The sequence below is a fragment of the Fructilactobacillus sp. YLN 2412 genome (genome assembly GCF_059488745.1).
In genome coordinates this window covers 1,178,943-1,192,256 of record NZ_CM183165.1, presented here as the reverse complement: position 1 = coordinate 1,192,256, position 13,314 = coordinate 1,178,943, and the positions used below count along the sequence as shown (strand labels likewise).

The following is a 13,314-nucleotide window of genomic DNA, read 5'->3' as shown; positions in this document are numbered from 1 at the left end:
TAATGAGATTAAAATATTGGCATTCCAACCAACAAAATAAATATAACTATTATTAGTTAGAAAGTCAAGGAGAACATCATATGGGATGGAGAACAGTAGTGGTTACTCAGCATGCAAAAATATCATATTCAGGAAGGAGGATTATTGTACAGACCAATGCTTCGATTAATGAAATACCAATTGATGATATTGAGATATTATTGATTAGTACAAATCAAGCAGTGATCACATCACGAGCAATTAGTGAATTAGCAAAAATGTCAGTAAGTGTAGTTTTTTCAGATACAAATGGAGAGCCAGTTTGTGAAACTGTTGATTATATGCCGAATAATCGTAGCGTTTCTTTATTACATAAACAATTTGATTGGGATGAAAATAGAAAAGAACTTTTGTGGACTTGGATCGTAACAGAAAAGATTAAAATGCAGATTGAAATTTTACAAAAGAAAAGAATTAACACTGAAGATTTAGATTATGAATTTCGAAAAATTGAAATTGATGATCTTACAAATAGAGAAGCAGTTGTTGCAAGAAAATATTTTCCATTACTATTTGAAGAAGGCTTTGAACGAAGAACGTTTAATCCCTATAATGCTGCTTTGAATTATGGATATTCCATTTTATTATCATTTGTTAATCGAAATATTGTTACTAATGGATGCTTAACCCAATTAGGAATCCATCATAAAAATGATGAAAATCAATTTAATCTTGGTTCTGATTTAATGGAACCCTTTCGTCCAATTATCGACTGGTGGGTTAGTGAACAAGAAATTAAAGAGCTTTCATCTGACATTAAAATAGGATTAATAGATTTATTTAATCTAGAAATAAAATTCAATGGTAAGAGAACAATTTTACGGAATGCATTAAAGACTCATGTTGCAAATTGTATAAAATATTTAAATGGTGAAAAAGATGAAGTAAAGATTGAGGTGGAATTAGGAGATGAGATATCGCGTAATGAGATTAATAGTAATGTTTGATTTGCCTGTTGATACAAGTGAAGAAAGGCGAAATTATCGTAAGTTTCGTAAAGAATTAATAAATGAAGGATTTTTAATGATTCAATACTCAGTTTATGCTCGAGTTTGTGTTAGTAAACAATCTGCTAAATTTACTGAAAATCGAATTAGAACTTTTTTACCAGCTAAAGGATTAATTCAGACTTTAATGGTGACAGAAAAACAATATAATAGTATGAACTTTTTAATTGGTGATAAAAAAGATGATGTTCGTAATACATCGGATCGGACGGTGGTAATTTGAAACTTACTATTTATCCACAGAAACCATTTGTTATTGAAAATGGAATACTAACCATTTTACAAACAAATAATCCTAAATTTTATAGTGATTTAATCATAGGATTGAGTCGTCACAACAATATTATTGTTAGTGATAATGATGATATTATTGATACAAAAGAAAATTTAGCATATTTAGACAATGTTATTTCTAATCCGAATTTGTTTTTACCATTCAAATTAAAATTAGAAAATTTAATTATTGAAGACTTAAATGAGAATGAAAGACAGAGACTTTTTCAATTGGACAGAGAAATTAAGAGTATTTTTTTAGGTGCTTCATATTTAGAAGATGTTCCAATGTCAATTGATGAAGAATGGAGTCTAAAAAAGCTTTATAAATACAGTGGAATCGACGTTTTGGAGTCGGCAATCGATAATCCATATGATATAATTAAAGTAGTTCTTAATTTATATAAAAAGTTTTATCCAAAAAAATTAATTGTTCTTAATGATTTATTTAATTATCTCAATTCCAGTCAAATCAGTAATTTGATTCAGATGATTAAAGATTTAGATTTGTATGTATTAATATTAAACTTTTCTCATCAACCTTATTCTAAGTTATTTGAAAAGTGCCGTTATTACAGTGTTGATAGTGATTTTGTGAGATTCAATCGCTAGATAGGGTAATATTACAGACGGTTTTAGAAGTACGTCATTCTAATGAGATTAAGAACATTGCCACGAGTTGTGGTAGTCGTCAGACAGTTTTAGAAGTACGTCATTCTAATGAGATTAAGAACAATCAAAATGAATTAATGAATAAACGTGTTGTTTTAGAAGTACGTCATTCTAATGAGATTAAGAACTAACATCGTCGTAGTTCTTGAGATAGCCGAGTTTTAGAAGTACGTCATTCTAATGAGATTAAGAACTGTAATCTTTAGCATAAAGCCCATCATCATGTTTTAGAAGTACGTCATTCTAATGAGATTAAGAACTTAAGCTGCCAGTGTGCAACTGGGTTACAAGTTTTAGAAGTACGTCATTCTAATGAGATTAAGAACTTTTTTACTTTAATAAATTGACTAGGGGAAGTTTTAGAAGTACGTCATTCTAATGAGATTAAGAACTGCAAGCCTGAAACGTGAAAATAAACCACGGTTTTAGAAGTACGTCATTCTAATGAGATTAAGAACTTCAATGGTTCGGTCAAAAGCGGAGAGCGAGTTTTAGAAGTACGTCATTCTAATGAGATTAAGAACGCCTCAAGATAAAACTTATTACGCGATGAAGTTTTAGAAGTACGTCATTCTAATGAGATTAAGAACTAAAATAATCTTGCATAAATAATTTATGCGGTTTTAGAAGTACGTCATTCTAATGAGATTAAGAACTAAAGCTAAAGTTGATGAACTTAATAGCTCGTTTTAGAAGTACGTCATTCTAATGAGATTAAGAACTTTATGCGATAAAATCTACACAGCTTTGCTGTTTTAGAAGTACGTCATTCTAATGAGATTAAGAACCCTGATTTCCAGCCTTTTTTGTTATCCATTGTTTTAGAAGTACGTCATTCTAATGAGATTAAGAACTGGAAGTTTCAAAGTAGATTACCCCGTCGAGTTTTAGAAGTACGTCATTCTAATGAGATTAAGAACCTCTTATTGCTTGCTTAATACTTAAATTATGTTTTAGAAGTACGTCATTCTAATGAGATTAAGAACGATTTTTGCAAAGAGAAGTACAATAAGCCAGTTTTAGAAGTACGTCATTCTAATGAGATTAAGAACATAAATACGATGGATTATATCAAGCAGCACGTTTTAGAAGTACGTCATTCTAATGAGATTAAGAACTATTAGGACTACTTACACACGACCATACACGTTTTAGAAGTACGTCATTCTAATGAGATTAAGAACTGATTTAACGGTTAACCAGATGAACTATGCGTTTTAGAAGTACGTCATTCTAATGAGATTAAGAACAATTCTGAATGGTTATCAAAATATTGTACTGTTTTAGAAGTACGTCATTCTAATGAGATTAAGAACCCATCATTTTCATCTGGTGAAACTGTTCAGGTTTTAGAAGTACGTCATTCTAATGAGATTAAGAACTGATTTAACGGTTAACCAGATGAACTATGCGTTTTAGAAGTACGTCATTCTAATGAGATTAAGAACAATTCTGAATGGTTATCAAAATATTGTACTGTTTTAGAAGTACGTCATTCTAATGAGATTAAGAACGGACGCATTCGTCTTGAATTATCACACGCAGTTTTAGAAGTACGTCATTCTAATGAGATTAAGTACTTTAGATTAAATTTTCTAATTTAACAGTAATGTTTTTTTGATTATAAATGTTATAATTATATTATTAATCTTTGAATATTCCATCATTGATTAAAAAATTATCATTTAATTTAAGGAGTTTTAATATGTCTACTTTAACAACTATTGCCGGTATTTTAATTATTACCGCCTTTATTTCATTCATAGTTTGGTTAGTTAAGAAAGTTATGAAAAAGACAACTAAATATTCTGGCTGGTATGCCCTGATTGTAGGGATTATTGGAATCATTCTTTGGATTATCGCAAATCCAATTTAAATAGCAGTATTCATTTACGGTACACATTCAATTCTGGATGTGTACCGTATTTTTATTTGAATATTAGAAATTATCCGCCCTTGAGCAAAGAACAGGAATCATGTTTTATAAATATGGTATTCTAGTATAAATAAAAGTAGCTTATCACATAATGATAAATACAAAAGGAGTTTTAAAATGGCTGACAAACAATTTATTGCTAACAAAGTATTAGAAAAAGAAAGACAAGTAATTGGTACGACTCCCGACGAAAACCAAGATACGATTGACTTTAGAGTAGCAGTAGCTCTAGGTAACAATAGTTCATATTATTTAGATCCTGCTGAATGTTCCAAAAGTAGTTTAGGTAACTTATATACTTCTTGGTTAACGACTTACATTAATTCACCAGCAATTATTAAATCAAGCAACAAAATGGTAACTAGTTTTATTAACGACTATGATTTTCGTGATGATGTTGATGATGCATTTAATGAAACTTTCCAAAAATATTTGAATGGTGAAATGAGTATTGATGATATTAAGCAAACTTTGATGGATTAGTTAGTCTTTATGAAGAAACAAACAATAATCAAAAAAATTATTTTTGACCAACGCCTTAAATATTTATTCTGGGGTGTCTTCACCACTCTGGTTTATTTCATTACCAGACTTGCTTCAATGTCATTTTTTCATAATCCAGAAGTTCCAGTTGTGATTTCAGAAACTGTTTCCATCATCTTCGCTTTTTTGGTAAATAAGTTTTTTGTTTTTAATACTGAAAAGCAGTCTAAACAGTTAATCAGACAGATAATTGACTTCTTCATTGGTAGAGCAATCGCGTTTATTATTGATTTTGTGCTGACCTATTTACTGATTCAGAAATTTGCTGATTTTTTCATAAAATTAATTGGGTTAAATCGAATTAATTATCATGCTCAAATTTTTCAAATACCATTGATTCATAATCATCTTGGTAGTCCAGTGTTAATGAACAGTTTTCTTGTGATTATCTTCATCCAAGTTGTTATCATCATTTTTAATTATTTTATATCTAAGTATTGGGCATTTAAATAGTGTCCAATTTGTTTACTCATGCTAAAATAATTTGATATGTACGAAAAACAAATTAAAAGGGTGAGTCAGCATGCAACTTAATTTATATCTAAAACAATTTTACGCAGGTTTTCGCAAAACCTTTAGTATCAAAAATAATTTTCATGATATTAAAACGTTTCAAAAAAGTACTAAGATTATTTTAGCGATTAATCTGCTTGTGGCTTTTATAACGTTTGGAGTTAGCCATGAGTATTCAAGCTGGATTGGCTGGGCTTCATTATTTGCCAGTATTTTTAGTTTAGTTAATTTAATGCTATGTGATGAGGGTAAGATTACTAACTATAGTTGGGGATTGTTAGAATCGCTGTTATTTTTACTGATTGATATTGAAAATCGACTGATTGGTGATTTAGCTACCAACATCTATTATTTAATCACGCAGACGCTTGGTATTTTCTTTTGGGGTAACTTATTAAATCAACAAGATCAGCAAACTAAAATTAATCCTCGCAAACTAACTAAGTTACAATTGTTTCTGTTAGGAATTGGGTTATTGATTATTTATGTTGTTGTTATTATGATTAGTAAAAAGTTGAATGGAACTCAAATTTATTTAGATGCCACGCTATTGCCACTTAGTATTGTTGGTATGATCTTGATGATTGGTGGTTATCGATTTCAGTGGGTAATTTGGATTGCATGGGATATAGTTTCCCTGATTATTTGGTTTCGACAATTTCAAAGTTTAAGTCCAGCATCAGCTTCCATGTTAGCATTAGAAGTTATGAAATTAATCAATGGGTTTTATGGTGCTTACATGTGGTTTTTCAAAAACAAAGCAGCAAATTCTAATTAAGAATGGAGCAAATTATTATGATCACTTTTTTAGCAATTATACTATTGTTAATTTTATTTGGATCCTGGTTCATTAAATCGGATTGTTGTAGTTCGATTATCTTTTTGATTGTTTTCTTATTTTTGATTAGTTTGTTCATTAACCTAGTATGGTTATGGCTGCCGATTATTTTGATTCTGATTGTGCTGGCTTTATTTACAAGTCGACGTGGTTAAGGAAATAAAAATGATCAAAATAAAGATACAAAGGCATCATTCCTAGGATAGTTAGTGCAAAATTTTTATCACTTTGTAAATTAATATATAAATACTAAAAACGCTATTAGTTATGTATAACTAATAGCGTTTTTTTAAATTGTAATATGGTTCTAATTCATATTTATAATTATTTTACCGGTTGCATGATGAGATTTTAATAATTTATAACCCTCAAAAACTTCACTAAATGGAAGAACCTTATCGATAATAGGCTTCAATTCATTATTTTCAATCATCTTAGTTAAAATCTGTAGCTGATTCCCACTTGGGTGCATGATAAAGAAAGTATATTGGACTTGATGTTTTTTTGCTAAGCGTTGTAACGGAGTGCTTGCAATTCCAAATAAAATAGATTTAAAAATACCTAAATGATGTTTTTGACCAAAATTAAAAGTTGGAATTCCATTTACTGTAACCAATTTTCCACCTGGTTTAAGGATTTTAAAGGTTTCTCGTAAAGTTTTTCCACCCCTAGTATCAAAAGCTAAGTCATAATCCTTTAAAGCTTCAGCAAAATTAGTAGTGTGATAATCAATGACCTGATCAGCACCTAAATCGCGTACTAGGGTAAAGTTCTTTTTACTTGTCGTGGTCGCCACGTATGCTCCGCGAGCTTTGGCAATTTGGATGGCCATTGTTCCGACTCCTCCTGAGCCAGCTTGGATGAACACTTTTTGTCCTGGTTTTAATTTACCAATTTCAATTAAGGCTTGATAACTAGTTAATCCAGTTAAAGGTATGGCGCTAGCATCAATTAAACTTAAGTTAGTAGGAGTTTTAGCAATTTCACTTTCATTAATAGCAATGTATTTGGTTAAAGTTCCACTTTTAAAATCATCAGGTCGAGCATATACTTGATCACCAACTTTAAACTTATTAACGTTTTTACCGATTTTTACTACTGTACCAGAAAAATCATTTCCGACAGTGATGGGAAGGTGATAGTTGAAAATTAATTTCACTTTCCCTTCCTGAATGGTATAGTCAATAGGATTTAATGATGAACCTTTAATGGCAACTAATACTTCATTATCATTTATTGCGGGGACTGGGATAATATTTTTTACAAACGGGTGATTGTATTTTACTAGTTGTAAAGCTGGCATTTGATTAGGAATTTTAAACATTGTTATTTCTCTCTTTCTACATAAATTTAGGAATGAGGATGTCCATTAATCTAGTTGGCAAAATGGAATTTAAAAAAATAGTTGGTTTGGCCATGAATCCAATTAAATAACGTGGGCGGGGATGTTTGGTGTTAATTACTTTTTTTATGGTTTTAGCGATTAAGAATGGTTGCGATGCAAAATGAGAGGCATAAATTTTATTGGTTTGCTGAGCCATCTTATTAGCAGCCTTTTCATATTTGGTACCTTTTGCTGATTCAACTAAATGTTTCATTGCAATTCCAGACCAGTTACTCTTAATTACTCCAGGTTCAATCAAAATAACTTTAATGCCAAACCTCCGAACTTCCATTCGGAGAGAATCACTTAAAGTTTCTAATGCATGTTTAGAAGCAAAATACCATCCAGCTAAAGAACTACTGAAGCGTCCTGCCATTGAAGAAATGTTAACGATTTTGCCATCATGTTGTTTTTCCATGTAGGGTAATACTAACTTAGTTAATGAAACTAACCCAAAAACATTCACATCAAATTGGTGCTTAGCTTCATCTATGGAAACATTTTCAATGGCTCCAAAAGATCCATAACCAGCTGCATTAATTAAAATATCAATTTTTCCAGTTTCTTTAATGATTTGTTGTACTGCTTGTTCCATAGATGATTGGCTAGTAACGTCCATTACAAGTGGAGTTACTCCGATTTTTTTAAGTGGTTGCAAATTAGTAATATGTCTAGCAGCACCAAAAACTTGGTAACCAGATTTAGCTAGTAATTCAGCTGTTTGCAATCCCATACCGGAACTGGCCCCAGTAATTAAAACAGTTTTCATTTGTTTTCTCCTAATAAGATAAATTTGTCAAAAATAAGTAACATGTGTATAATATAATACAAGAGTTACTTTTGCAAGAATTGAAAATTAAGTAGGTGAATTAATGGATAAAAAAATAGATCGTCGAATTCGCAAAACTAAATTATCAATTGAAACTAGTTTTAAAAAATTGGTAGAAGAAAAAGCAAATCTTGATGATATTTCGGTTAAAATGATTTGTGATAAAGCCGATATTACTAGAAAAACTTTTTATGTACATTATGCTGATAAAACAGCTTTAGTAATGGATTTTATGAATAATAGTTTTGCAAAATTAAGATTAACTTGTCGAAATATTGATGAACATCAAGTTCAAGCTAAAATTGATTTATGGATTAATTTTTTTATCGAAAATAAGATGTTTTTTAATAAACTATTAAAAAGTAATGATTCATATCAGTTTAGGAATAAATTTAATGAGTTTACTAAAGAACAACTGATGTTTGAAATGGTTAGTGATGATGAAGTTAAAGTCAATTTTATTTGTTATGGTATTGATGGAATTATTGAAAATGTGATTTTAGCTGATCATCAAATTAATAAAAATGATTTATCTAAAAAGATGCAGGATATTTTGTTACCATATTTATTGAAAGAAGGATAATTATAATGAAAAAGATTTTAGTTGTGGAAACGAATACAACTAATTTTCCTAATACAAACCAATTAACTGGATTGTGGTTAGGTGAATCAGCAGAATTTGTAGCTGTAATGCAACAAGCTGGATATACGCTTGACTATGTAAGTCCCAAGGGACATTATATTCCGATTGATCCTAGAAGTATGAAGAGTAGTTATATTGATCAAGATACATTGAAAATGTATCAAGATTCAGACTATCAAGTACGCGGACTATCGAATACTTTGCAACCAGCTGACATTCAATCCAAGGATTATGCAGCGATTTACTATACTGGTGGTCACGGTGTGATGTGGGATTTTCCGCATAACACACAATTACAAAAACTTAGCTTGGCTATTTATCAAAATGGCGGTTATCTTTGTTCAGTTTGTCATGGTATTGCAGGTTTATTAAATATTAAATTACCCGATGGAAAGTATTTAATTGCTGGTAAAAATATTACTGGTTTTACGAATACAGAAGAGTTATTAAGTGGAAATTATAAAAAGGTTCCATTTTTAAACGAAAAGGTAGCCAAAAAACATGGTGCTAATTTTAAAAAGGGTAGACCATTTGCAAGTCATGTGATTAAAGATGGACGTATTATTACTGGCCAAAATCCCCAATCACCTAAAGCAGTGGCAGATGAATTAATTAAGGCAATGGACAATTAAGAAAAATAATATTAATTATTTAATTCTGTTTGTATCACTATGTTTATATTTATACGATCATGGGTTAACTTGATTTGACCGTACATAGTGCCTATTTCATCATATGAAATTTATTTATGTAAATAACAAGTAACTATTTTGATTTTTATATCAAGCTTAAATTTAAGCAAAAAAAATCCCATAAAAATTAGATGTTTCTGTCTAATTTTTATGGGATTCATTATTAATTGAATTGTATTATCTTTTTTATTTATTGAGCAGTATAACCACCATCAACTACCATTTCAGATCCAGTAGTAAATGCTGATTCATCAGAAGCCAAGTAAACACAGGCATAAGCGATATCATCTGGTTTACCAAGATGACCCATAGGGGTTTTACTTCTTTGTGACATATATTGATCAAGTTCGTCAGAGATCATGGGAGTTTTGATATAACCGGGATTGACACAATTAACACGAATTCCATAATCCTTTAACGCACAATCAAGAGCAGCTGATTTCGACATCATTTTTACGCCACCCTTAGAAGCGTTATAAGCACCTAAGATGGGATCACCGACAATGCCTTCAATTGATGAAATGTTGATGATTGAAGCACCGTTATTTTTATTTTTCATTTGGCGAATTCCTTCGCGGATTCCATAAAAAGTTCCAGTTAAATCAATACCAATTACTTTTTGCCATTCTTCATCAGTTGTTTCTTCAATTGACTTGCCAATTCCGATTCCGGCATTGTTAACTAAAGTAGTTACTGGTCCAAAATCATCCTCGGTTTCAGCAAAGATTTCTGTCCAGCGTTCTGAATTTGATACGTCTTGTTTTTTAAACTTAGCGCTATTAGGGAATTCTTGATTGATGGCTTCTGCTGCTTTTTTACCTTCAGTTTCATTGCGAGCAGTAATTACTACTGCAGCACCTTCTTGAGCAAAACGATATGCAGTTGCAAAACCAATTCCTTTTGAACCACCGGTAATAATAGCAACTTTTCCTGTTAATCTCTGACTCATTTTAAACGAACCTTTCTAATTTTTAATCATATATTTACATTTTAATTGTAAACTTTTTAACAAATAATGATATCTTTTTTGCTCAATATGCTAGCATTATTATTAATAGTGACGTTTTAATTGACAGATTAAAATGCCAATGATAATCTAGTGACACGGTGTCACTTTTTAAAAAGATAGGAAGCGGAGTTATGCCAAGTCAAACATTTGATAATTTATCACACGAAAAACAGATTCGAATTCAAAAATCCTTGCTAGATGAATTTTCTCATTATTCATTAGCAGAGGCTCAGGTAGCACGGATTGTAAAGGAAGCAAAGATTGCCCGCGGAGCTTTTTATAAGTATTTTGCTGATTTAACTGATGCTTACCAATACGAATTTAAAATGGTCATGCGTGAGATTCATCGGCCATTGAAAGGCGGACAAACTAAACTTAGTCCAGATGTAATTTTAACTATGATCAGTGATTTCATTAATGAAAGTGAAAACGCTCATGTTCGTGAGTTTGTGACCCTATATTATCAAAAGAATCGTTACTTATTAGCACCTTCGCAAGCAGAACTGGAGTTATCTGGTTCTAAGTGGGGAGTCAGTATTTTAATTCATCAGACGATTCGAGATATTTTATTGCAGCCGCAGCAGCAACCCTTTTTTTTACGACGCCTCAAAGAAAATTTAGAAAAACTTTCATAAGGAGTAGGTTATGTTTTTAGCATTAAAAGAGATTAAACACTATAAGTTAAGATATGGTTTGATTGTAACAATGATTGTGTTAATTAGTTATTTAATCTTTATTTTAACTAGTTTAGCGGTCGGTCTTTCAACGCAGAATACTAAAGCCATTGATTCTTGGAAACCCCAACGAATTGTTTTGAACAAAGATTCTAACATTAACATTAGTCGTTCTGTTATTACTAAAGAACAAGGCAAGAATTTAAAGATTAATCCGAAACAAGATGCTTATGTTGGTAATACGCCAGTAGTTTCGTCTGCTAAAGATCGATCTCGAGTTTCAGCACAATTTGTTGGAATTGATCCACATCAATACATTTATCAAAATTTAAAATTAACTGCGGGACATAAAGCTCATAAAAATCACCAAGTAGTTGTTGATACCCAATTTCAACAAAATGGGTATCATCTAGGAGATAAAATTAAACTTAATTCTGATAGCAAACCTTATCAAATTGTTGGATTTACTAAGAATGCTAAATTAAGCGTTGCCCCTGTGATTTATGGAAGTATGGATGATTGGCGTCAATTACACAATTTAACCAGTGACTTTTTATGTAGTGCGGTAATTAGTAAAAATACTGATTATCAAGCACACAATAGTGATTTACATTCCTATTCGGCTAAAAAGGTGATTGATGAACTTCCAGGTTATCAGGCGCAAAACTCGACCTTTATGTTTATGATTGCCTTTTTAATGATTATTTCGCTGATTGTAATCGCTGTTTTCTTATATATTTTAACGATGCAGAAATTGGAAAATTATGCGGTATTACGAGCTCAAGGGATTCCAGCTGGAGTATTGGTTCGAGCAACGTTATTTCAAACTTTTATTTTAGTGATAAGTGGAATTGTGATTGGAGTCGTATTAACGTTGCTGACTACTGTGGCTTTAGGAAACTCGGTACCAGTTGCTTGTGATCCGTTGATTATGTCGGCAACTGTGGTTGGATTAATAGTTACTTCAATGTTAGGGGCTTTGATTCCATCAATTATGATTCTAAAAGTTGACCCTGCAGATGCGATTGGAGGTTAATAATGGACGCAATTAAATTAACAAACGTTAATAAAAGTTTTGGTCAAGCAGATAATCGGTTTCGAGTGCTTGATGATATTAATTTCACTAGTAAACGTGGTGAATTAAACATTATTACTGGCCCGTCTGGATCAGGGAAAAGTACACTGCTTACCATTATGGGAGCTTTGCGTGATCCGGATGAAGGAACAGTTTTATTGGAAAATGAAAAGGTGGTTAATCTTAGTGCAAAGGCTCGTGATCAGTTTCGTTTAAATCAGATTGGATTTATTTTACAGGCCCACACGCTGGTGCCATACTTGACGGTTCGTGATCAGTTTGTATTAGTTGATAAGGTTCGACCAGAAGGCAATATGTCGGCTGCTGAATTGCAAAATTTGACTGATCGACTAGGTATTAAACGGGTGATTGATCATTTTCCCAATGAGTTATCTGGGGGACAGAGTCAACGAGTTGCAATTATTCGTGGAATTTACACGAAGCCCAATATTATTTTAGCTGATGAACCAACGGCATCGTTAGATGAAGAACGGGTAACAGAAGTTTGCCGATTGTTGTCAGACTTGGCTAAAAAAGAAAATAAAACTGTGGTAGTCGTCACCCACGATGAACGAGTAAATCAATATGCTGACCATATTTATGAGTTGATAGATGGTCATCTTTCAGAAAAATAAGTAGCACAAAAAGAATCTCAGTTAAATAGCTGAGGTTCTTTTTTATAATTTGATTGACAAGAACACGTACTATTATATGATGTGTAAAAATCATTTAATAAAGGAGTAGCAACATGTGGCAGACCAAAAAATTTAATGAATTAACTCCAAAAGAGATTTATGAAATTTATCGAGTTCGCTCAGAAGTTTTTTTAGTTGAGCAGGATGTTAAATGTGTTGATCCTGATGTTCATGATTTAGATGCGCTTCATGTTTTTGAAATTAATCAACAAGGTAAGATTGACGCCTATGCAAGAATCTTTGTTGATGGAGATAAAGTAACATTTGGACGAGTTTTGACGTCTAAGTCTGTTCGAGGAACTGGAAAAGGCGCAGAATTGTTACAGCAAATTTTACAACAAATTAAAATTAATTTTGCTAAAATGCCGATTGAAATTGATGCTCAAGTATATGCTAGTGGTTATTATAATAAATTTGATTTTCATTCAGTTGGGTCTGTCTTTTTAGAGGAGGGTATTGAACATATTAAGATGATTCATAATCCGTTGTAAT

Annotated in this window: 16 protein-coding genes and 1 CRISPR repeat array; of the genes, 13 read left to right on the top strand and 3 right to left on the bottom strand. The window is 31.5% G+C overall.

The features are described 5' to 3' along the window. Positions 1-80: 80 nt before the first annotated feature. The 7 genes from cas1 (at position 81) to pnuC (ending at position 5,761) form a co-directional block, all read left to right on the top strand. Positions 81-986 (top strand): type II CRISPR-associated endonuclease Cas1, encoded by a 906-nt coding sequence (gene cas1 / locus AC0GLR_RS06055; protein ID WP_495604562.1) that lies wholly within the window; start codon positions 81-83, stop codon positions 984-986. Beyond that, a complete protein-coding gene (cas2, locus tag AC0GLR_RS06050; RefSeq protein WP_495604561.1) occupies positions 964-1,269 on the top strand; it encodes a CRISPR-associated endonuclease Cas2 in 306 nt (101 codons plus the stop codon). Before cas1 ends, cas2 begins: the two co-directional genes overlap by 23 nt. Further along, the gene (gene csn2 / locus AC0GLR_RS06045) at positions 1,266-1,931 is read left to right on the top strand and encodes a type II-A CRISPR-associated protein Csn2 (protein ID WP_495604560.1); all 666 of its coding nucleotides are present in this window, start codon (positions 1,266-1,268) and stop codon (positions 1,929-1,931) included. The genes cas2 and csn2 overlap by 4 nt, the downstream gene beginning before the upstream one ends. A gap of 20 nt (positions 1,932-1,951) precedes the next feature. Further along, a CRISPR array of direct repeats spans positions 1,952-3,571; the repeat unit is 36 nt; unit sequence GTTTTAGAAGTACGTCATTCTAATGAGATTAAGAAC. 125 nt (positions 3,572-3,696) lie between these two features. Then, on the top strand, positions 3,697-3,867 hold the full coding sequence (locus AC0GLR_RS06040; protein WP_495604559.1) for a hypothetical protein: 171 nt from the start codon (positions 3,697-3,699) through the stop codon (positions 3,865-3,867). Positions 3,868-4,044: 177 nt separating this feature from the next. After that, on the top strand, positions 4,045-4,410 hold the full coding sequence (locus AC0GLR_RS06035; RefSeq protein ID WP_495604558.1) for a hypothetical protein: 366 nt from the start codon (positions 4,045-4,047) through the stop codon (positions 4,408-4,410). Between the two features lie 9 nt (positions 4,411-4,419). Then, positions 4,420-4,923 carry a GtrA family protein gene (locus AC0GLR_RS06030; protein WP_495604557.1) on the top strand — a complete coding sequence of 168 codons (504 nt, stop codon included), beginning with the start codon at positions 4,420-4,422 and terminating at the stop codon, positions 4,921-4,923. 70 nt (positions 4,924-4,993) lie between these two features. Next, positions 4,994-5,761 (top strand): nicotinamide riboside transporter PnuC, encoded by a 768-nt coding sequence (gene pnuC, locus AC0GLR_RS06025; protein ID WP_495604556.1) that lies wholly within the window; start codon positions 4,994-4,996, stop codon positions 5,759-5,761. A 367-nt stretch (positions 5,762-6,128) separates the two neighbouring features. On the opposite strand, the gene AC0GLR_RS06020 is transcribed toward pnuC, so the two are convergent. Next, positions 6,129-7,145, bottom strand: a complete 1,017-nt coding sequence (locus tag AC0GLR_RS06020; protein ID WP_495604555.1) for an NADP-dependent oxidoreductase — start codon at positions 7,143-7,145, stop codon at positions 6,129-6,131. Between the two features lie 16 nt (positions 7,146-7,161). Then, entirely contained in the window at positions 7,162-7,974 is an 813-nt protein-coding gene (locus tag AC0GLR_RS06015; protein WP_495604554.1) for an oxidoreductase, read from the bottom strand. Between the two features lie 103 nt (positions 7,975-8,077). On the opposite strand from AC0GLR_RS06015, the gene AC0GLR_RS06010 reads away from it, so the two are divergent. Next, positions 8,078-8,617: a TetR/AcrR family transcriptional regulator gene (locus AC0GLR_RS06010; protein ID WP_495604553.1), complete on the top strand. Its 540-nt coding sequence runs from the start codon at positions 8,078-8,080 to the stop codon at positions 8,615-8,617. Between the two features lie 5 nt (positions 8,618-8,622). Further along, complete coding sequence (locus tag AC0GLR_RS06005; RefSeq protein ID WP_495604552.1) at positions 8,623-9,309, top strand: type 1 glutamine amidotransferase domain-containing protein; 687 nt, start codon at positions 8,623-8,625, stop codon at positions 9,307-9,309. 250 nt (positions 9,310-9,559) lie between these two features. Here AC0GLR_RS06005 and AC0GLR_RS06000 read toward each other — a convergent pair whose 3' ends face one another. Beyond that, the gene (locus AC0GLR_RS06000; RefSeq protein WP_495604551.1) at positions 9,560-10,318 is read right to left on the bottom strand and encodes an NADP-dependent (R)-specific alcohol dehydrogenase; all 759 of its coding nucleotides are present in this window, start codon (positions 10,316-10,318) and stop codon (positions 9,560-9,562) included. 191 nt (positions 10,319-10,509) lie between these two features. Between AC0GLR_RS06000 and AC0GLR_RS05995 the strand changes: the two genes are divergently transcribed. The 4 genes from AC0GLR_RS05995 (at position 10,510) to AC0GLR_RS05980 (ending at position 13,313) form a co-directional block, all read left to right on the top strand. Next, positions 10,510-11,013 (top strand): TetR/AcrR family transcriptional regulator, encoded by a 504-nt coding sequence (locus tag AC0GLR_RS05995; protein WP_495604550.1) that lies wholly within the window; start codon positions 10,510-10,512, stop codon positions 11,011-11,013. A gap of 10 nt (positions 11,014-11,023) precedes the next feature. Next, on the top strand, positions 11,024-12,088 hold the full coding sequence (locus tag AC0GLR_RS05990) for an ABC transporter permease (protein WP_495604549.1): 1,065 nt from the start codon (positions 11,024-11,026) through the stop codon (positions 12,086-12,088). 2 nt (positions 12,089-12,090) lie between these two features. Further along, on the top strand, positions 12,091-12,762 hold the full coding sequence (locus AC0GLR_RS05985; protein WP_495604548.1) for an ABC transporter ATP-binding protein: 672 nt from the start codon (positions 12,091-12,093) through the stop codon (positions 12,760-12,762). Between the two features lie 113 nt (positions 12,763-12,875). Then, the gene (locus AC0GLR_RS05980) at positions 12,876-13,313 is read left to right on the top strand and encodes a GNAT family N-acetyltransferase (protein ID WP_495604547.1); all 438 of its coding nucleotides are present in this window, start codon (positions 12,876-12,878) and stop codon (positions 13,311-13,313) included. Position 13,314: the final 1 nt, after the last annotated feature.

Coding starts and splice junctions, on each gene's coding strand:
- cas1 (WP_495604562.1), top strand. CDS start 81: ATGGGATGGAGAACAGTAGTGGTTACTCAGCATGCAAAAATATCATAT.
- cas2 (WP_495604561.1), top strand. CDS start 964: ATGAGATTAATAGTAATGTTTGATTTGCCTGTTGATACAAGTGAAGAA.
- AC0GLR_RS06040 (WP_495604559.1), top strand. CDS start 3,697: ATGTCTACTTTAACAACTATTGCCGGTATTTTAATTATTACCGCCTTT.
- AC0GLR_RS06035 (WP_495604558.1), top strand. CDS start 4,045: ATGGCTGACAAACAATTTATTGCTAACAAAGTATTAGAAAAAGAAAGA.
- AC0GLR_RS06030 (WP_495604557.1), top strand. CDS start 4,420: ATGAAGAAACAAACAATAATCAAAAAAATTATTTTTGACCAACGCCTT.
- pnuC (WP_495604556.1), top strand. CDS start 4,994: ATGCAACTTAATTTATATCTAAAACAATTTTACGCAGGTTTTCGCAAA.
- AC0GLR_RS06020 (WP_495604555.1), bottom strand. CDS start 7,145: ATGTTTAAAATTCCTAATCAAATGCCAGCTTTACAACTAGTAAAATAC.
- AC0GLR_RS06015 (WP_495604554.1), bottom strand. CDS start 7,974: ATGAAAACTGTTTTAATTACTGGGGCCAGTTCCGGTATGGGATTGCAA.
- AC0GLR_RS06010 (WP_495604553.1), top strand. CDS start 8,078: ATGGATAAAAAAATAGATCGTCGAATTCGCAAAACTAAATTATCAATT.
- AC0GLR_RS06005 (WP_495604552.1), top strand. CDS start 8,623: ATGAAAAAGATTTTAGTTGTGGAAACGAATACAACTAATTTTCCTAAT.
- AC0GLR_RS06000 (WP_495604551.1), bottom strand. CDS start 10,318: ATGAGTCAGAGATTAACAGGAAAAGTTGCTATTATTACCGGTGGTTCA.
- AC0GLR_RS05995 (WP_495604550.1), top strand. CDS start 10,510: ATGCCAAGTCAAACATTTGATAATTTATCACACGAAAAACAGATTCGA.
- AC0GLR_RS05990 (WP_495604549.1), top strand. CDS start 11,024: ATGTTTTTAGCATTAAAAGAGATTAAACACTATAAGTTAAGATATGGT.
- AC0GLR_RS05985 (WP_495604548.1), top strand. CDS start 12,091: ATGGACGCAATTAAATTAACAAACGTTAATAAAAGTTTTGGTCAAGCA.
- AC0GLR_RS05980 (WP_495604547.1), top strand. CDS start 12,876: ATGTGGCAGACCAAAAAATTTAATGAATTAACTCCAAAAGAGATTTAT.